The sequence below is a fragment of the Methylophaga sp. UBA2012 genome (assembly GCF_002335235.1).
GTDB lineage: Bacteria > Pseudomonadota > Gammaproteobacteria > Nitrosococcales > Methylophagaceae > Methylophaga > Methylophaga thalassica.
The window spans coordinates 95,835-115,909 of record NZ_DDCG01000019.1; the positions used below are offsets into that span (position 1 = coordinate 95,835).

17 protein-coding genes and 2 riboswitches are annotated in these 20,075 nt (G+C 37.6%); of the genes, 16 read left to right on the forward strand and 1 reads right to left on the reverse strand.

Annotated elements, in window-relative coordinates; genetic code table 11:
• The first annotated feature begins 31 nt into the window (after nt 1-31).
• The 10 genes from B2248_RS13630 (at nt 32) to B2248_RS13675 (ending at nt 12,342) form a co-directional block, all read left to right on the forward strand.
• On the forward strand, nt 32-1,441 hold the full coding sequence (locus tag B2248_RS13630) for an undecaprenyl-phosphate glucose phosphotransferase (RefSeq protein ID WP_007146593.1): 1,410 nt from the start codon (nt 32-34) through the stop codon (nt 1,439-1,441).
• A 227-nt stretch (nt 1,442-1,668) separates the two neighbouring features.
• Nucleotides 1,669-1,754: riboswitch (cyclic di-GMP riboswitch) on the forward strand.
• Nucleotides 1,755-1,791: 37 nt separating this feature from the next.
• Entirely contained in the window at nt 1,792-2,280 is a 489-nt protein-coding gene (locus tag B2248_RS13635; RefSeq protein WP_273179916.1) for a hypothetical protein, read from the forward strand.
• 188 nt (nt 2,281-2,468) lie between these two features.
• Nucleotides 2,469-2,545, forward strand: a riboswitch (cyclic di-GMP riboswitch).
• Nucleotides 2,546-2,580: 35 nt separating this feature from the next.
• Nucleotides 2,581-3,099: a hypothetical protein gene (locus tag B2248_RS13640; protein WP_273179919.1), complete on the forward strand. Its 519-nt coding sequence runs from the start codon at nt 2,581-2,583 to the stop codon at nt 3,097-3,099.
• A gap of 129 nt (nt 3,100-3,228) precedes the next feature.
• Nucleotides 3,229-3,780 carry a polysaccharide biosynthesis/export family protein gene (locus B2248_RS13645; RefSeq protein WP_273179922.1) on the forward strand — a complete coding sequence of 184 codons (552 nt, stop codon included), beginning with the start codon at nt 3,229-3,231 and terminating at the stop codon, nt 3,778-3,780.
• Between the two features lie 24 nt (nt 3,781-3,804).
• Nucleotides 3,805-4,992: a hypothetical protein gene (locus B2248_RS13650; protein ID WP_273179924.1), complete on the forward strand. Its 1,188-nt coding sequence runs from the start codon at nt 3,805-3,807 to the stop codon at nt 4,990-4,992.
• Between the two features lie 24 nt (nt 4,993-5,016).
• Entirely contained in the window at nt 5,017-6,777 is a 1,761-nt protein-coding gene (locus B2248_RS13655; protein ID WP_273179925.1) for a Wzz/FepE/Etk N-terminal domain-containing protein, read from the forward strand.
• 33 nt (nt 6,778-6,810) lie between these two features.
• Nucleotides 6,811-7,653: a CpsD/CapB family tyrosine-protein kinase gene (locus B2248_RS13660; protein ID WP_273179927.1), complete on the forward strand. Its 843-nt coding sequence runs from the start codon at nt 6,811-6,813 to the stop codon at nt 7,651-7,653.
• Between the two features lie 3 nt (nt 7,654-7,656).
• The gene (locus B2248_RS13665) at nt 7,657-8,547 is read left to right on the forward strand and encodes an ExeA family protein (RefSeq protein WP_007146586.1); all 891 of its coding nucleotides are present in this window, start codon (nt 7,657-7,659) and stop codon (nt 8,545-8,547) included.
• 163 nt (nt 8,548-8,710) lie between these two features.
• Nucleotides 8,711-11,086 carry a hypothetical protein gene (locus B2248_RS13670; RefSeq protein WP_286723261.1) on the forward strand — a complete coding sequence of 792 codons (2,376 nt, stop codon included), beginning with the start codon at nt 8,711-8,713 and terminating at the stop codon, nt 11,084-11,086.
• 8 nt (nt 11,087-11,094) lie between these two features.
• A complete protein-coding gene (locus tag B2248_RS13675) occupies nt 11,095-12,342 on the forward strand; it encodes a glycosyltransferase family 4 protein (protein ID WP_273179931.1) in 1,248 nt (415 codons plus the stop codon).
• 73 nt (nt 12,343-12,415) lie between these two features.
• On the opposite strand, the gene B2248_RS13680 is transcribed toward B2248_RS13675, so the two are convergent.
• Nucleotides 12,416-13,747, reverse strand: a complete 1,332-nt coding sequence (locus B2248_RS13680; RefSeq protein WP_273179933.1) for an oligosaccharide flippase family protein — start codon at nt 13,745-13,747, stop codon at nt 12,416-12,418.
• Nucleotides 13,748-13,858: 111 nt separating this feature from the next.
• Between B2248_RS13680 and B2248_RS13685 the strand changes: the two genes are divergently transcribed.
• The 6 genes from B2248_RS13685 to B2248_RS13710 are packed head-to-tail and all read left to right on the forward strand — an operon-like array spanning nt 13,859 to nt 20,039.
• The gene (locus B2248_RS13685; RefSeq protein WP_273179936.1) at nt 13,859-14,647 is read left to right on the forward strand and encodes a sulfotransferase family 2 domain-containing protein; all 789 of its coding nucleotides are present in this window, start codon (nt 13,859-13,861) and stop codon (nt 14,645-14,647) included.
• Nucleotides 14,648-14,655: 8 nt separating this feature from the next.
• A complete protein-coding gene (locus B2248_RS13690) occupies nt 14,656-15,591 on the forward strand; it encodes a glycosyltransferase (protein ID WP_273179939.1) in 936 nt (311 codons plus the stop codon).
• A 6-nt stretch (nt 15,592-15,597) separates the two neighbouring features.
• Nucleotides 15,598-16,533 (forward strand): glycosyltransferase, encoded by a 936-nt coding sequence (locus B2248_RS13695; RefSeq protein ID WP_273179942.1) that lies wholly within the window; start codon nt 15,598-15,600, stop codon nt 16,531-16,533.
• Nucleotides 16,534-16,550: 17 nt separating this feature from the next.
• Nucleotides 16,551-17,732: a glycosyltransferase family 4 protein gene (locus tag B2248_RS13700; RefSeq protein WP_273179945.1), complete on the forward strand. Its 1,182-nt coding sequence runs from the start codon at nt 16,551-16,553 to the stop codon at nt 17,730-17,732.
• Nucleotides 17,729-18,637, forward strand: coding sequence for an NAD-dependent epimerase/dehydratase family protein (locus B2248_RS13705; RefSeq protein ID WP_273179947.1), 909 nt, complete (start codon nt 17,729-17,731; stop codon nt 18,635-18,637). The genes B2248_RS13700 and B2248_RS13705 overlap by 4 nt, the downstream gene beginning before the upstream one ends.
• 16 nt (nt 18,638-18,653) lie before the next feature.
• The gene (locus B2248_RS13710; RefSeq protein WP_273179949.1) at nt 18,654-20,039 is read left to right on the forward strand and encodes a hypothetical protein; all 1,386 of its coding nucleotides are present in this window, start codon (nt 18,654-18,656) and stop codon (nt 20,037-20,039) included.
• Nucleotides 20,040-20,075: the final 36 nt, after the last annotated feature.

The window sequence follows — 20,075 nt, forward strand, 5'->3', positions numbered from 1 at the left end:
CAATAAATACTAATAAGGCAAAAAGGAACAAATGGCTCAAGGCAGGATTAGACAATACGATGCAAAAATTAATGCGATATCACGCCTGATTGATAGTGGCATTATCCTGCTTACCTTTTTAGCCTTATTTGATATTTTTAAGGCGGGATGGGATGTCCTTTATATATGGAGTCTCTTATTCGCTATTTTATTGTTTAATTTTTTTGCCGAATCTCAAGATGCCTATCGTTCATGGCGAGGCACAGCATTGCGAGAAGAAGTTTCGGCAGTTATGTTTTCATGGTTTACCAGTGTTTTCATTCTGGTGATGATTGATATCTTTTTCATTCACTCTGGTAGTTATCTCGATAGCTTTGTTTTTTTATGGTTTTTATTGACGCCAATTGAATTAATTTCCTGGCATGCCATTGTGAGAACATCATTGGCAATCCTCCGGGCTCGTGGAGTCAACACCAGAAACGTTGCTATCGTTGGTGAAACAACTTTAGGAAAACGTCTGGAACGTGCATTTAATGAAATGGACTGGTCAGGATTCAGGCTGGTAGGTTATTACGATGACCGATCACAAAAACGTGTCGAAACGGAACCTAACTTAGTCGTCACTAACAAAAACGTGGGCGATTTCAATCAGCTGATTGAGGACTGCAAAGCAGGCAAAGTGGATACGGTGTATATCACTCTTGCTATGTCAGCAGAGCATAGAATACGGCATATAACCGAGCTATTGGCAGACAGCACCGCCTCAGTATACTTAGTACCAGACTTGTTCACGTTCAATCTTCTTAATTCACGTTGGGTTGATTATCAGGGCATTACGGCTATTTCAGTGTATGAAACGCCCTTTGCTGGTATCGATAGCATATTGAAACGATTAGAGGATATTATCCTCAGTTCAATTATTCTGATGATTATTGCTATACCCATGTTGATTATTGCCGCTGGGGTGAAGTTTACATCTAAAGGTCCTGTATTTTTCAAACAGACCCGTTATGGTGTGGATGGTGAAAAAATTAAAGTATGGAAATTCCGTACAATGACAGTCACGGAAGATGGTGAAAAAGTCACACAAGCTCAAAAAAATGATAGCCGAATTACGCCTTTTGGTGGTTTCCTGCGTCGAACGTCTCTTGACGAACTTCCACAATTTTTTAATTCTCTCGGTGGGTCGATGTCTATCGTTGGTCCAAGGCCACATGCTGTAGCACATAATGAGCAATATCGTGCGCAGATTCAGGGATATATGCTGAGACATAAAGTTAAACCAGGCATTACCGGGCTAGCACAGATAAATGGTTTTAGAGGAGAGACAGATACGCTGGATAAAATGCAGGGACGGGTGCATTATGATTTGAAATATATCCAGAACTGGTCGTTATTACTTGATCTTGAGATTATTTTTTTAACCCTGTTTAAAGGGTTTGTCGGTAAAAATGCCTATTAATTGTTTTTTAGTTCTAATTAGTAATGTTACTTACTAAATATACTTGTTACTTACCCTGAGACACAGTATCATATCCTTACTGTTAAGGTATCGGTGTAAAGCATATACACCAGATAATACTAGTTATCGTAAATATCTTAATAGCAATCAGAACAATAGACATCAACGGTGATGGCTTTGTAGCAAGATCATACTGGTCTTACACAATGTCGGCGTGTTTGATGTTGTGTAATTAAAGCCAAACTCGCTGTGAGGCGGGGTCGGAAAGCCACAGATCTTTAAATCTACATTTAAAGATGGCTGGGTTGCATTGCTTGTTTTTTCGAATTCTTATGCATAAGGAAATTATTATGAAAAAAGCGATGCTATTTATCGTAGCTTTATTGTTTTCAGTAAGCGTTAACGCCGCGACGTTATCTCTGACTGAAGCTGGTTCAACTAACGCAAGTCAAAGTGTTGATTTATCTGGTAGTTCAGTTGTTTTAGCTGGTGGTACTGTCTCTAAGAAAAGTACCTGGAGTTCAGCATTTTCACTCACAACTGATACTGATACACCTGTTGTAATCGCATGGTCATTTAATCCTGCAATTACTGGTGCAACATTAGTTTTTGGTACATTGGGTGACACTGTGTCATATGCAATTACTGAAGACTTCAGCTTCACAGCTATGTTGACTGCAGGTACTAGCTATATCCTGAGCATTATCGATGCTACATCAGGTGTAGTTAAATATGACGTATCTGTATCTGCAGTACCTGTACCTGCTGCTCTATTCTTGTTTGCCCCTGCTTTATTAGGCTTTTTGGGTATGCGTAGAAAAACAGCTGTTGCAGCCTAATTTAAAGCTACACAGAAAATAAAAAAGGGAGCTTTGGCTCCCTTTTTTATATCCTTTAGAGCATTGATCTTAAACTCCAATAGCAAAATTGTACCAAGGTACAATAGACATGGGTGGACAATGCTCCATATGATTCACTCATCTGAAAAAGTCAGATAGGTGATTATCATATCTTATGGATATGGTAATTTAACAAAAGCCAAACTCGTCGTGAGGCGGGGTCGGAAAGCCACAGATCTTTTTTAAAGATGGCTGGGTTGCATTGCTTGTTTTTTCAACTTATGCATAAGGAAGTTTATTATGAAAAAAGCGATGCTATTTTTAGTAGCTCTCATGTTCTCTGTTGGTGTTAATGCTGCAACATTGACTCTTACTGGTATCGGATCAAGTGGCGCAACACAGTCAGTTGATGTCAATAACAACAGTACTGTTCTTGCTGGTGGTACTGTGGGTGAAGTTGGTAACTGGTATTCAGAGTTTGATCTTATCTCTGATACCGACACTGGAATTAAAGTGGAATGGTCATTTAACCCATTCACTGCATTATCCGGTGCGACCATAAAGTTTGGTCAAATTTCTGGCCCTAGTGGTTATTATTTACCTGGTGCACAAACTTTCGCTATTACAGGTGATTTCAGCTTTACAGCATTTTTAACAGCTGGTGTTTACTACGGTATTGATATCATTGATGCTGCATCTAACATTTTGAAATATGACGTATCAGTATCTGCTGTACCAGTACCAGCAGCATTATTCTTGTTTGCTCCTGCCTTATTAGGTTTCTTGGGGCTTAGAAGAAAATCAGCAGTTGCTGCATAAGAATTAAGATTTAAGTTAACAGTAACTTAACTGTCACAAATTGAAAGGGAGCAAAAGCTCCCTTTTTTTTTGAAAAATAGAGTGTTAATATCAATTTTGAATGTTATTTATAGATAAGGATTTTCCCTCATGCTTAAGCGCTTCCTTGTACTTTTGGTTACAATTGTTTCTCTATTTTCTTCATCTGTATTTGCTGCAGAACGCTATTTATTAAACTCAGGTGACGTTTTAGACATTTCAGTATGGAATGAAGAGTCTTTGCAAAAACAAGTAACGGTCCTGCCTGATGGCGTTATTACCTTTCCTTTAGCTGGAGAAGTTGTAGCTAAAGACAAAACGGTGGCGGAGGTTGAAGAAGAATTAACTAAAAAACTCAGCGAATACCTGGCAGATCCGGTTGTTACGGTCTCTGTCACAAATGTTGAAGGTAATAGAGTTCATATTTTAGGGAAAGTACTCAACCCTGGCTCATTTGTAATGAATCAACCGTTAGATGCCATGCAAGCGCTAAGTTTAGCCGGTGGCTTATCGCCTTATGCAGAAGAAAACAACATTATCGTGCTTCGCAGAGATGGGGCTAAGCAACAAGTCTTACCCGTCAAGTATGCAGAGATAAAAAAAGGCAAAGCATTAAATACCAACATTACATTGGAAAGTGGCGACGTTATTATCGTACCTTAAGCAAAATAGCCGAGACACATGTCCATGAGAAAATATATTCCGCTATTATTGCCTTGCCTGCTGATAAATACAGCATCAGCAGCAGAATGGGTATTTAATGCAAAGGCTGACCCAAAGTTTAAATATGATGATAACGAGCTACTTCGTGAAGATAAGTTAGACGATTTCAGTTTAAATATTGATCCTACTTTAACTTTAACGCGATCATTAGAAAACTCAACATCAGAAGTGCGTTTAGGATATAGAATTAGCAGATACAAAGAGCTAAAAGAATTAGATAAAGAGAATCCTTTTTTTGGTTTTAATACGTCTTACGCAACTGAAAGAAGTACTTATGGTCTGACGTTAGATTATGCCGAACGTGAGTCACGTGATATTGCTGAAGAAGATACGGCTGATTTTAGTAATACATCAACCACAGTTACCAAAAGTATATCGCCATCATATAGCTACAGATTGACAGAGTTAGATACGATTAGCACCAGTGCTTCTTATCAAAAACGAAACCAATCAGGTTCATCTACTAGAGCAGATTCAATTTTAGGTACCAGTTCGAATCTCACTGATAATGAAACTCTTAGTTTAAACTTAGCATTGCAACATCAGTATACAGAACGACTTAATGCTGGGGTGTCATTAAGTTATGTTAATTATCAAGCAGAATCTGACAGGCTCGATAATGAATACGATTCCTACTCGCTAGGACTGACAAGTGAATACCAATTGTCTGAACTTTGGTCTGTCAATGGTCTAGTTGGTGCTCGATATTTGGATAGCGAAAATAATCCTATAAGTGGTTTAAAAACTTCTGACCAGAGTACTGGCTTGAACTATTCTATAAGTACAACACGAGAGGACGAGCTGAATAGTTATACTGTCTCAGCAAGTCGCTCTTTACTACCTTCGAGTTCAGGTGATGTAAATCAACAAGATTCATATACTTTTAGTTATCGAAGGAAGTTCACTGAGAAATTAACAGGTAGTTTATCTACCAGTTATAAACTTTATACCAGCGCAGATGATCTTAATGACAGAGAAGTTAAGTATATATTTTTCTCTCCCAGTTTAAATTGGAAATTAGCAGAAGATTGGGGAATAAACTTTTCATATAAATATCGGAATGTTGATGAAAAAGATGGAAAAAATGTCGACAGTAACGCGTTTTTTATAAATTTTGACTACAATTGGGACGGAATTCGTTTTTCTCGCTAAATCTACAGCAAAGAGCAATAATAAATGGAAGAAGAAGTAAAAGGCTTAGGGGATTATCTTAATCTTCTCTGGCGCAGGAAGGTTTGGGTTATTATTCCTGCTATGTTGTTAGCCATAGCGACATTTATAGTGGTATTTTCACTCCCGGCCACCTATAAATCTCAGGGAACTATCCTGATTGAATCACAAGAAATTCCAAATGATTTAGTTCGTTCAACCGTCACAAGTTATGCTGACCAGCGTATCGAAGTCATCAAACAACGATTGATGACGACTTCCAGAGTAATGGATATGGTCAAAAAATATAATCTTTACGTGGCTGAACGTCAAAAAACGGCAGCTACTTCTTCTATCGTTGAGTTGTTTAAGTCCAATGTCAGTGTGGATTTAGTCCAGGCGAATGTTACCGACCCTGTAAGTGGTCGTGCTAAAAGAGCCAGTATCGCTTTTACCGTGTCGTTCATGGATAAATCGCCTCAAAAAGCACAACAGGTCGCAAATGAACTGGTTACTGAGTTTTTGAATGAAAACGTCAAAGCTCGAACTGATCGTGCCGCAGAAACGAAAGACTTCCTGAAAGAAGAAGGAGATAAGTTTCAGGCAAAGGTGCGTGAACTGGAAAAACAAATTGCAGAATTTAAAGACCGCTATAGTGGCAGTTTACCAGAGTTATTACAGTACAATCTTTCAATGATCCAAAGATTAGGAGATGAACAAACTTCCAATCAAAACGAAATATTACTATTAAAAGATCAAATAACGACACTGAGTTTGCAACTTTCAAGTGTCCCAATGTATTTGCCTTTAGGTGTCACAGCAAGCACTTCGAATGAACCAAGTAGTTCTGAAGTAAGATTAGAACAATTAAGAATTGAATATAGCACCTTATTATCAAAGTATGAGCCTACTCATCCTGATGTAGTAAGAGTAAAGCGACAAATTGATGCGTTAGAAAAAGAATTAGGTGTGACGGGCAATGATGCTCAAGTGATTCAGGCTGAATTAGAACAGGCTAAAACGGAGTTGAATACCCTTAGTGAAAAATATGCTGATAGTCATCCTGATATAAAAGCACAAAAAAATAAAATTGCCAGTCTTGAGGATCGCCTTAAAAAAGCAGATAGTCAGCCGACTGAAACGAAACCATCTAATGATCGTTTGAACCCATCCTATGTCCAGCTTAAATCAAAAATTGATTCCACTGAGAATGAGGTGTCGAGACTACGTACCAGGCAAGAAGAAATTAAAACTAAACTGGCTGAATTTGAGCGTCGTGTTTCAGAAACATATCAGGTACAACGTGCTTATGATGAGCTGACACGTGATCATGAGAACACGGTCGCAAAATATCGTGAGTTACGCTCTAAGCAATTACAGGCTGAGCTGGCTCAAAACCTTGAGTCTGAAAATAAAGGTGAAAGCTTTACCTTGATCGAGCCTCCTGCGGTTCCATCAAAGGCAGAAAAGCCCAACAGACCCAAATTACTAATACTAGGATTAGGCGCATCAGTGGGGGCAGGGCTGGGTCTAGCCTTTTTGATTGAGATGTTTTTTGGTGGTGTCAGAGGCTATACACAGGTGGCCCGCATAGTAGGTAAATCGCCACTTGTTGTAATTCCTATGATTACAACAACTAGAGAGCTCGCTCGTAGAAAAACATTAAGAAACCGCTGGATTATAGTGGCTATTATCCTTGGGATAATTTCAATTATTGCAATACATTTTTATGTCATTAATCTCGAAGTGCTCTGGTATCGGTTGATGCGTAAAGTCAGCTTGCTGTAATCGTGACGTTATACTTCTGAGTAGGAAATAAGAATGGATAGAATTCAAAAAGCCTTAGATAAAGCCAAGCAGAAGCATGCGGGGATCGAGGTCGAACCAGACAACACAGTTATTCAAACCGAGACACAGGAAGAGACATCTTTTCCCGAAGACCCGCTAGCGCCACCTCTACAGAATATTGAATATACGCAAACAAAAGTCGTTAAAACGCCTCAAAGTGTTTTAGAAAATAATAGAGTCATAGCGGGACATTACAATAACCCACAATCCGCAGTCTTCAGGATGCTGCGTACTCAGGTTCTTCAGAAAATGCGTCAGAATGATTGGCAGACGATTGCGATAACTTCACCCACTGCTGGAGAGGGGAAATCGCTAGTTTCAGCCAACCTTGCTGTTGCGATTGCCATGGAGTTAAACCAGACAGTCTTGCTGGTAGATATGGATTTAAGAAATCCATCCATTGCCAGCTATTTTGGCTTAAATGTGGAAGCGGGTTTAAAAGAATATCTAGAAGAAGATTTGTATCTTCACCATGTTTTAGTAAACCCGGGCGTGGAAAGGCTTGTTATCTTACCGGGAAAAGGAAGAGCTGAAGACTCTGCTGAGCTATTATCCAGTCCGAAAATGGCCTCGTTAGTGAAAGATATTAAGTCGCAATACAATTCACGTTTGATTATTTTTGATGTACCCCCTCTATTACAAACGGATGATGTATTAATGTCCTCAAACTATTTTGACTGTACATTGTTAGTACTGGAAGACGGTAAAAACAATGAAGAGAACATTAAAAAGTCACTGCAGCTTTTAGAGGGCACGCACCTTGTCGGTACTGTTCTTAATAAGGCAGAAACACATCCAACCCATCAGAATTATTGATTCATGTATACAGAACATTTTGGTCTGAACTTCAAGCCATTTAACCTGGTACCCGATCCTAAGTTTTTATATCTTAGCCCTGTACATAAAAAAGCCCTGACCATGTTGGAATATGGCTTGATGAGTCAGGCTGGCTTTACTGTGGTCACCGGTGAAATTGGTGCAGGGAAAACAACCTTAGTTCGCTCCTTGTTAAACAAATTGGATGACGAATATCTCATTGGGCTGATCAATAATACCAGTGAGTCTTTCGGACAATTAATGGAATGGGTGCTTGATGCTTTGGAGATCCCTTCATCTGCTACTGATAATGCCGGGCGTTATCGTGACTATGTCGACTTTGTTATTGAACAACACGCTAAAGGTAAAAAGATCGTTCTGATCGTTGATGAAGCACAAAACTTATCGGTTAAAGCGTTAGAAGAACTAAGACTACTTTCAAATGTTAATATCGATGCTGATATTTTTATGCAACTGGTATTAACGGGCCAGCCTGAGCTCAGTGATAAATTAAACTTACCTGAACTTGAACAGTTCGCACAGAGAATAGGTGTTGAGTATCATTTGAGAGCTTTAAGTTATCCTGAAACACAAAAATATATTGAACATCGGATGGAAGTTGCAGGCGCTGACCACAAGATTTTTACCAATGAAGCCTGTGCTGCTATTTTTTGTTATAGCGAAGGTGTTCCAAGACGTATTAATAACTTATGTGATTTCGCTTTGGTCTATGCATTTGCTGACGACTCTAAAGAGGTGAACGTCAATACGGTGATTGACATGATCAAAGACAAACGATCATCTACGATTATTAAAATGAAAGAAAGCCAAAACCCTGATGTTAAGCGCGTTAGAAGCTGGCTTCTGGAGTTATACAACATTCATTTAGTTTAATTTCTAACTAAGTAAATAAGACATTCATCTGCCTAAGTAAATAAGACATTCATCGGCATAATTAATGTTTTATAAATGAGAAGCCCGTCATATATGAAGCTAGTATTAAGTTATATATAGAGTTAAAGTGGCAAATGATTCACACTATAAAGAGGTACATGTTATGTCAATGAAATATAAACTATTCTTAGTAATCGGCATGTTCCTAACAATGACTCATGTCTTTGCTGATTGTATTGTTACAAATAATAATTTCAGTAAATCATCAAAGATCATTTTTGTTAATCCCAATAACGGAAGTGACCAGCTTGCTAAGACTTATTCGCTCGATAATGTTCGAAATCCTTATGAAGCTGACGGCGTAGCGGCCTTCCAAAGTATAGAAAAAGCGAAGTCTTTAGCTAACTCAAGTAAGGGTGACCTTATATTAATCAAAGCAGGTCGACAATGGACAAATTACGAGGCGTGGGAAGAGAATAAGCTATCTGACTTTAACAAAGAAGTCATGAAAGCGAGTGGGATGTCAGAAAGACAATGTCGAGGTGATTCTTTAACTTGGGTTCCTTCATCTGTAAACGATAACCAGCTTGTCCAAACACCTGGAACAACTGATTTTGTCACTAATAATAATGATGATGTGACTCTAGCCAGAACTGAAGAAACGGCTCCGATAAGATTACCTGGTATTTCATCAACAAATACAACATCAAGAGACTCTTCCGCATCTTCAGCCAGATCTTCAAGTAGTGGTTCAACTAGTTCTAGAGGGAGCACAAGTGGTGGAAGAAGTTCTAGTACTTCGAACGAGACTGCACAAACATCAAATCAAAGCCTGTTAACTGATGTAACTACTAACACCAGTTCCAGAAGTAAAACCAGTAATACAAGGTTAGTGGTCGCTGACAACCTCACTAATAATTCTGAGGGTCAGCAATCGACGTCTGATGATTCAGCTACAGGTAACATTGTCGATACCGTAAATGATATTGGGCAGAATCTTGGTTTAGTTGACTGTGAAGCAAATGCTCCATGGAGATCAGCCATACAAACATATCCACAGGATAGCAATGGTTGGTCAGTTATAACGCCTGATACAGAGACTAGGATTGTTTATGTCAGTTCCACAGAAGGTAATGATAGTACTGCAAAAACCTATCTCAGCGCAGAATTAGATGATCCGTTTAATCCCAAAAATATTCAGCCATACAAAACATTTGAAGAAGCCTACAAACAAATACGTAATGATAAACCTGATTGGATTTTATTGAAAAAAGGAGATGTCTTTAAGCTTCAAAACACTATCTGGTTAAGATCTGGTAAGTCACAATCAGCACATCTAGTTTTCGGTGCTTATGGGGATACTCACTTAAAAAGACCTGTAATTGACTCGTTCACTTTTGATGCAATGCGAGGTATCAAGAATAGAAGTTTCATTACCATCTTCGGACTTGATTTCTATGCTAGCGGACGTGATCCTAAATCTAATCGGTTTGTCGGTTGGGGGGGGGCTCTGGATTCATCTGTTGCAATCTCTACAACAGCTGGTGCTCTGGTGCAAGGAATTCACATTGAAAATAATCGCTTTAATTACTTCGGTTCTAATATCGGATTTGGTGCAATGTCCACGGGAGTATTTCAGAATGTTGTGATTAGAAGAAACGAAATTATTAATTCATTTAGCACTACAAAGCATGCTCAAGGTCTGTTTTTGAGTCAAGTGAACTTTGGTTTAATTGAAGAGAATATCTTTGATCACAATGGTTGGTATCAGCAGAGGCCCTCTAGTGTCGCTCTAAACACAAAAGACTATGGTTATGCGACTTTCTTTAATCACAATGTATATATTCATAACAGCACTAATTTAATAATACAGAAAAACTTATCTTCACGATCATCCAGTATTGGTATGAAGTTTGCTTCAAATTCTGATGCTGCTAAAAGTATTGATACAGTAAACTCGTACAACATATTACTGGACAAAAATGTAATTACAGAGGGAGAAGTTGGTTTTTCTATCGGTGGAAATAGAGATTTTAATAACGGTTACCGCTGGGATAACATTCAGTTAATTAATAATGTTCTGACTAACATAGGCAGGACCGAGCCAACAAACAGAGGACTTGCATTCAACATAGAAGTTAATGATTGGCAATCAGGTACAGTGTGTGGAAATGTTGTATCTGATACTGCTGCAAGTCTCAGCAATGTATATGGCTTGCAAGTGAAAGGACACATACGCGATATAGATGTCAGAAATAACAGTTTTATAAACCTTGGAATTGCTCAAGACAAATCGGTGCTCGATTCTGCAGAAAATATTTCAGGAGACAACAACACTTACATAGCAAAACTTGATAATACAAACTTCCTTGACATCTATGTTGCAACTAAGGGCTTTGGAAGCTATCAGCAATATATTCAATCAGTTTTAGAAAAACTTCAGAATAATCCGGAAAGCTATTTTGATGTTGATGAAATTATCAACTACTACAAGAATAGTGCATTAAGTGTTAAAGAACCTCTTGTTTCAAAGGAATAACTAAAAAAATGAAAGTCTTGATCTTGGCAGAGCAATGTAATCCAGATTGGCCATCATTACCGGGCTTTTCTTTTGCTCTTGCTAATGACATTGCAAAACTAACATCTGTCGTCTTAGTTACTCATATTAGGAATAAAGAAAATATTGAATCACTAACTAACAAAGCATTTGAAGAGATTGTTTATATTGATACTGAAGTTCTAGCAAAACCACTACATAAACTGAGCAAACTACTGATAAAAATTGGGGTTGGTGGATTGATGACGAATATGGCATTGAAATACCCCCCATATATTCTATTCGAAAAAAAAACTTACGAAAAATTAAAACCTAGGATAGAAAGTGGAGAATTTGATGTAATACACAGGATATCACCTGTCTCTCCGACATTACCAAGCTATATTCCTACAAGAATAAATACACCATTTATTTTGGGGCCACTCAATGGTGCTCTTCCATGGCCAAAGCAGTACACTGAAGAAATAAAAAAAGAGCGTGAAATTATCTCTCATGTTAGAAACATCTATAAATATTTTCCTTATTACAAAAAGAGCTTTCAGTCATCCCGGGTTATACTCTCAGCATTCAGGCATGCGGATACTGATATCCCGAAGGAAGAGCGTTATAAAATCAAAAGGTACAATGAATTAGGTGTAGATACATCCTTGTATGTACCTAATAAGCATGATGTATCTAATAATCATGAAAAAACGACATTCTTATTTGTTGGCAGACTAGTTCCATACAAAGGGGCTCATGTGCTGATCAACGCCTTCATTCGCAGTCAATTATTGCGAAGCAATAGTGAACTGATAATAGTTGGAGATGGCCCTGAGAGAGAATATCTAGCGGGACTCATTGCAAATAATCATCTTCAGAATACGATACATATGGTTGGTTGGAAAAGTCAGTCAGAGGTGGCAGAGTATATGAATAATGCTGACATCTTCGCGTTTCCAACAATAAGAGAAGTTGGAGGTAATGTAATTATAGAAGCGCTCGCTTCGGGGCTGCCTTGTATTGTGCCTGATTATGGTGGGCCGAGCGAGTTAGTAGATGAAACGATAGGTATTAAAATACCACTATCTGATAAAGATACTTTTTTAAATAACTATATAAAAAGTATGGAATCTTTATCCGAAGACAAGACAAGAATTAGAGTGCTCTCTAAATCTGCAAGAGAAAGGGCATTATCAAAACACTCTTGGAGTGCTAGGGCCCAGGCCGCACTGAAGATTTACGAGTCATTAAAATAAATTTAGCTCACCTAATGCCATCAATATTGGGGTTGATGTCTATCAAATTAATTCGCCAAGATTGATTAGCGACTCAACTTAGAATGCTTGTATTTTGTACATACAATACGGTAAAAATTGTTGCTAGGATTATTACAGGTATGTCAATAACTGGCTGCCACAACTTAAGCTTAATTGACGCAATCAGATTAGCTGGGTATAAAAACCAACCAATACTTGATAAGGCAATAATTACACCTTGTATCCCATATATATAGTAACCAATGGTGATTAAGGTGGTTTGTACAACTATTTGGTAAAACAATAAAATGGAAATGTAAGATGATTTTCCCTTGGCAAGGTACGCATTATGGTAAGTAGAAGATAATATCCCAACGAGAGTGCCTAATGGGAGTAATTGTATCATCCATACTGCATCCTTATATCTATCATCATATAGAGTTTCTATAATTCTGCTACCAAATATTAGTAATAGCACGGTGGCTACCCAAGTTGCAGATATCATTAAAAGTCTCGATTTTTTTAATGCTTTAAGAAATCTTTGCGGGTCATTTGCTCGGACAAGCTTTGAATATGAAGGAAATAACACTTTGCTTCCTAGCATTTGTGTTGCTTTGAAGGCTGTCTCTTTAAACATCGCAGCAATAGAATATATTCCTAAACTTGCAGTGCCTATTAGATATCCAAGTATGATTCTATCTATTTGAGCCGCAAAAAAAGTCAAAGCAGTAGTTAGAAATATCCATCTACCGAATCTGATTAGGCTCGAAGCCGCTTTTCTCTCCCAATGAAACTTGTTTTTAGTATCAGCAATCCAATATTGACTCAATGTCAATTTAACAAGAGAGTTAACTAAGTTTCCGAAAACAAGGGCCCAGACCGTAGGATATATGTAAACCCAACATATCATGACGGTCAATGACGTAATCTGTGAAATTAGCTCTGTAAGAGTTACTTTTTTTAATTTTAAATCCCTATTTGCTGTGGCCAAGGAGGTTGAGTTGAAGCCTGAAATAATAGCTGCAAGTCCTGCAACCGGTAACATCCAAAGGAGTAGAGGCTCATCGTAAACGATAGAGTACGGATACGCACCAAGAAGAGTTATTAACCATAATACTAACCCTCTAATCACCTGCATTGTCCATGCAGTATTAAGGAAGTTTGGGTCATCTCCACGCTTGTTCTGAATAATGCTAGGTGTGATACCTATGTCAGAGAACATGCTGATTCCTTGCATAAATACCATCACAAGAGTCATTAGTCCGAATGCCTCAGGAAACAAAAGTTTAGCCATAATGACGTTACTTACAAGCCTCAATACTTGAGCTGTAGCGTAGCCACCGAGCGTCCACAGCGAGCTGTTTACAACTGACGATTTGAGTGATGGTTTTGACGTTGAGTTCATAATTTTAGTAGTTGTTGTCTTTTCGTTTATACTAGCAGTTCAAAGAAATTTGTTGTTCGTTAATTACTCTCGTTGTAGAGTGGATTTTCTAAAAATAAAAAATTGTGGATGATGAATATAAAAAATCGCTTAGTTAATTCACTGCCCGTTAGCTTTTTTTTATGGCTAAGGTGGTTCAAATACAGATCTAAAAAACGCTCCAGATACGAATTCTTTCAAGCGCAGAGACAAATAGAAACAACGGACACATACTCTTATAAACCATTTGATGACACAAAAAGTATTTTTATCCACATACCTAAGTGTGCTGGAGTTTCCATCACCACAAAGTTATACGGCAATCTTGCTGGCGGACATCTCAAAATAGAAGATTACACCCGCATTTTTTCGCCGAGAGAATTCCTAAATTATTATAAATTTACTGTGGTACGTAATCCATGGGATAGATTGGTTTCTTCATATCATTTCTTATCAAAAGGGGGAATGAATGATACCGACAAGCTATGGTCAAAAGAGAATATTAGCCAATACACGGACTTTAAGACGTTTGTTAAAGAGTGGGTTACCCCAGAAAATGTGATGAAATATTATCATTTCATTCCACAGACAGAGTTCATTTTTGACGTGCACAATGCTGTCAAGCCTGATTTTATTGCTTTTTTAGAGACCCTAGATGATGACTTTACAGAAATCTCTCATAATTTAAACATCGCTGTAGAAATTGATAAGAAAAATCAATCAAATCATGATGACTATAAAAGCTATTATGATGCAGAGACAATTAATATTGTTGCTGAGGTCTACGAGAGAGATATACAGTTGCTAGGATATAATTTTGATAATTCTTCGTTGAAAAAACAGGTTTGTAAGCGAAATTTAGGCCAGTTAACGACAGGGTAAAGGTTTTCATGACACAATCAGATTATGTTGCGGCTCCGTTGGTTTCTGTTGTAATGGCTGTATATGACGGCGAAGAATATATTGATAAAGCAATACAAAGCATACTTAATCAAGAATATAAAAACTTTGAGTTCATTATCATAAATGACGGTTCGAATGATAATACACAAGAGATAATAAATAAATATCATGCAAGTGACTCAAGAATTGTTACAATTTCACGTGAAAATAAAGGTCTTGTTGCAAGTCTAAATGAAGGTGTTCATCTAGCGAGAGGGGAGCTCATTGCTAGGATGGATGCTGACGATATATCCTTCTTAGAAAGGCTTGGAAATCAAGTAGCGTTTATGGATGCCAATCCCCAAGTTGTCTGTTGTGGTTCTTTTTATGAAGTTATTGATGAGGACGGAGATTCTTTGACGATTTTGGATGCACCTACTGAAGATTCTGAAATTCAAAAACTTCTGATGCAAGGGCACACTGTAATATGTCATCCAACAGCGATGTTTCGTAAAAGCGTTTTTTTGAATACTGGAGGATATCAACAAAAATTTTACCTAGTAGAAGATTTGGATTTGTGGATCAGGTTGGGTGAATTTGGTCAGTTAGCAAATATTCCTCTTCCCTTAGTTAAATATAGAACGAACTGTGAATCTGTGAGTGCTCAGAATAGTCAAAAACAGCTTCACAGAGCATCACAGGTCATTGCTGAAGCTTCTAACCGACGAGGCGTCAGTAACTCTTTTTCCCTTAAAACTCATTGGCGTCCTGATAATACGAAAAAGTCTCAATATATCTTTGCCACAAGATATGGTTGGTGGGCATTCAAGAATAATAATAGGACAGCGGCTTTGAAATATTCTAGAAGAGCTTTGAAATTGTTACCATGGAAAATTGAAGCTTGGAAGTTATTATTCCGGAGCCTTTACAATCTAAAGATGTAATAATTAATGAATGCACTTGTATCTGTTATCATGCCTGCTAAGAATACTGCTGAGTTTATTCGATTTAGTATTGACTCAGTTCTTAATCAAACATACCAGCATTTTGAATTAATTATTATTGATGATGGGTCTGATGACGACACTCGGAACATCATCAATAGGTATGATGACAAGAGAATTAAAGTCATTGATGGTGAATCAAAAGGCATTTCGGCCGCATTTAACCTTGGTTTGAATAACGCGAATGGTGAATACTTATGTCGTTGTGATTCTGACGATATTTTTCCTTCAGATAGATTAGAAATACAAGTCGCTTGCTTGAATAAAAAAACAGAGTGTATTGCTGTTTGCGGTTCTTTTACATCAATAGATTTGAAGGGGCGTCATATAATTCAATATCATAAAGAAACGCCTTCGAGAACTATTAACGATGAGTTTTCGTGTGCAAATGTGATAACACATTTTGGAACCTTTCTTTGTAGAACCTCAGTACTCAAAGAAATTAACGGTTGTCGGCTTTTTTTTATTACTGCTGAAGATATCGATCTTCAATTGCGATTATCTGAAAAAGGTAGTATATATTTCATGTCACAGAATTTTTATCACTATCGTTTGCATAAACTATCTATCACACACACTCAATCTGTATCACATAAGAAATTTTTTGAAGAGCTTGCAAAGGAGTGTCACCTTCAGCGCCTTGCAGGACAAAAGGATATTGTCGAATCTGGTGAAGCAATTCACCTCAGTTATGACGATAAAAAGTTCGAAAACTCAAGTAATCACATATACAACCTCCTTACAGGAGAATCTTGGTATTGGCATGATAAACGTAACAAAAGAATGGCTATCAAATCAGCATTAAGACTGTTTTCTATAGCTCCCATGCGCCTTCAAACATGGAAAAATCTTGTTCTGATCGTTCTAAAACCTTATTCATGATTCATGATTCATGATTCATGATTCATGATGTCAATAAATATGAAATAATGAAAACAAAAAACCAACATATTTTAAGTTATCTTCCATTACATATTAGGAATAGAGGAATTGGCTATGCAGCACATTCGTTAGCCCTAGGAATGAACCAAGATGGACTTAGGTCGGACATCATTAGTATTAGGAATGACATGTCATCTTCGAGTACTCATGCATATCAAGGAATACCCTCAAAACTAATTTATTCTTTAAGAACCAAGCTACAACCTTATTCATATATCATAAACTCAACTGAAAGTAAATTTATAAAACTATCAAAAAAGTATGAAATGATTCACCTCTGGCCTGGCAGTAACCTAGCTACAGTTAAAGAGTTAAAAGCACAGAATAAACTTATTATCATCGAGAATATCAATTGTCATCAACTTATTTCCAAACGCATACTGGAGGCTGAATCTAAAAGGCTTGGTACCAAAGTCTATAATTTCACGGATGATGATATTGCATATGAATCCAAAGTATTGAATTTAGCTGATTTTGTTTTTAGCCCTAGTCCACAGGTCACTGCTTCACTGATTGAAGCTGAAGTTCCTGAAGAGAGGATACTTGAATCTTCATATGGACTAGGCTCAAATGCATTAGTACCACTTGAGCGAATAAAAAATAAAGCGCACTCTGATTTCACAGCATTATTTGTTGGGAGTATTATTGCAAGAAAAGGTGTTCATTTACTACTTGATTATTGGCGTTCCGCGAACATAAATGGAAAGCTAAAAATTATAGGTCGTATTGCTCCGCATATGGAAAAAATCATTGAGCCATACCTAAATGATCCAAAGATTGAGTTCATCCCTTATACAAGCGATCTTTATGAGCACTATGTTACTGCTGATTTATTTGTGATGCCAAGTTTAGAGGAGGGTAGTCCTCTCGTCACCTATCTTGCAATCGGAGCCGGCTTACCTTGTCTAGTGTCTCCCATGGCTGGAGATGGAGTTGTAACTAATAACGTAGAAGGGTTTATTGTCGATCCTCATCACAAAGACTCGTGGGTTGAATATCTCCGAGCGCTTTACGATGATAATAAATTAAGGTATAGGCTTGCTATAGGCGCACGGGAGAAAGCTGATTACTTTTTGTGGGAAAATGTGGCTGCTCGCCGTGCAGAGCAAATTCTGGATATATCTGTGAGTCTAACTTGATTATTTTAGTACTAGGCGGTTCGGGGTTTATCGGTAGTCACATCGTTCATGCCCTCACTCAAGGTGGCCATGATGTTCGGATCTTCGATAGATCACACAAAAATAATTTCCATGGTTCGGTTGAGTTTTATTCTTCTGACTTTTCAGACTCTATGGCTCTCAATGAAGCATTAATCGGGGTTGATATAGTTATTCATATGATCAGTACTTCCGTGCCAAGTACTTCTAATAAAGACCCAATAAGCGATGTTAATGGAAACCTTATCAATACTCTAAGATTGCTTGACGCCATGAGACAATCTGATGTTAAGCGTATCATTTACTTTTCTTCCGGGGGAACGGTATATGGTCATCCAGAAGTAATTCCTATCCCAGAAAGTCACACCAGTAACCCAGTTTGCAGTTATGGAATTGTAAAACTGGCAATTGAGAAGTATTTACTTATGTATCAGGAACTATATGGTTTTCAATGTACTATTTTGAGGCCTTCGAATCCATATGGTATTGGTCAAATGCATAATGGAATTCAGGGATTTATTGGTACATGTATTCATAGTGCCCTTAAAAAGACAACGTTAACTCTTTGGGGAGATGGCTCAGTTGTTAGAGATTACATTTACATTTCAGATGTTGTTGCCGCTACATTGATGATTCTTAATAAAAATTTGTCTGGCATATACAACGTTGGCTCCGGTAAAGGCCACTCATTGCTTCAAATAATCGAAGCTGTGCAAGATATTACTGGACAAAATATTGACATTGAATTTAAAGCAAAAAGAAGTTTTGATATTCCAGAAATGATACTAGATACAGATAAAATTTATCGATCCTGTGGATGGAAACCTATAATAGATATCACAACTGGCATTCAAAATACCGTTCGTTCAATAGAATCAATGAGCTAAGGTTAGAAACTCTATAATGCCGAATATCATTGCCTATATGGCTATCTTTGTATGGCCTTTCCTTATATATCTATCAATCAGGCGATATGGTATTGCTAACGGTTCTCTGCTCGGGTTGATGGGTGGATATATGTTCTTACCTGTTGGCTTTTCAATAAATCTTCCTGGCATTCCTGCATTTGACAAATTCACAATAATAACAATGAGTTTCATTCTATTTTTTTTCATACTAGGCAAAAAGCTTGGATTTATGGACTTAAGTAAAATGATGAAGCTTGTTTTTGTAGCTTTTGTTATTTCTCCTGTGTTGACTTCTTTAGCTAACACCAGTAGGTATTTATTTTTGCCTGCACTAACGCTTTATGACGGTATCAGTTCTTCAGTCTTGAGCTTTTTAACTATTCTTCCATTACTGGTTGGTATTCGATACTTCAATACGTACGACCGACAATTAACCATGTTCAAGTATTTTGTGATTGCCGGTGTAATTTATGGCCTCTTAACTCTATATGAAGTAAGAATGAGTCCACAACTACATAAACAGCTATATGGCTATTTTCCTCATTCATGGCTACAGCAAGTTCGTGATGGAGGGTTCAGATCTATTGTTTTTATGGGGCATGGATTACTTGTCGCCATGTTTCTGGCTGTATGCATCGGGTGTACAGCAACACTTCAACGGTTAAAAATAAAAGTATTACCTGTAGCCACAGGGGCTATTCTGGCAGGTATTTTTGTTGCTCTTATTTTTCAGAAAAGCGTAGCAGCGTTAATCTATGGTGCTTTTTTATTAGTAATGATTATGTTTTTTTCAAATAGACGTATTCATTTTGCTGCTCTTATGATTGGGGGGTTATATGTGACTTACCCAATTCTCAGTGCAACACACTTATTTCCTCATAAACAGTTAGTTGAATTAGCCAGAAACTTTAGTGATGAGCGTGCAGGGTCGTTAGAATATCGATTTGAGAATGAAAATATATTACTTGCCCATGCGAATCTGAAACCATTAGTTGGATGGGGAGGATGGGGAAGAAATCGTGTTTACGATATCAACACGGGGGAAGATATTAGTACAACCGATGGAAAATGGATTTTAACCCTGGGTATCAGAGGATGGTTGGGGTTTTTGACAGAATCATTTTTTATTATAGCTCCACTGTGGATGTCGTACAGTTTGCAACGAAAGAAGAATATCTTACCGATAAATGAAGCTAAGTTATTATCTTCTCATGCATTAATAGTCGCTGTAATTCTAATTGACCAATTACCTAATGCTTCAATGAATCCGCTATATTGGTTAGTAGTTGGCTCGTTGTTAGGAAGAGTTCTATATATAAAGAAAAGATCAGGAACCAGTTCTACGGCTCAACCAAAAGAAGTTTTTTATCAGAGAAGTTAACTATGCGAGAGTCAGTGATTGAGACAGGGGGGGAAT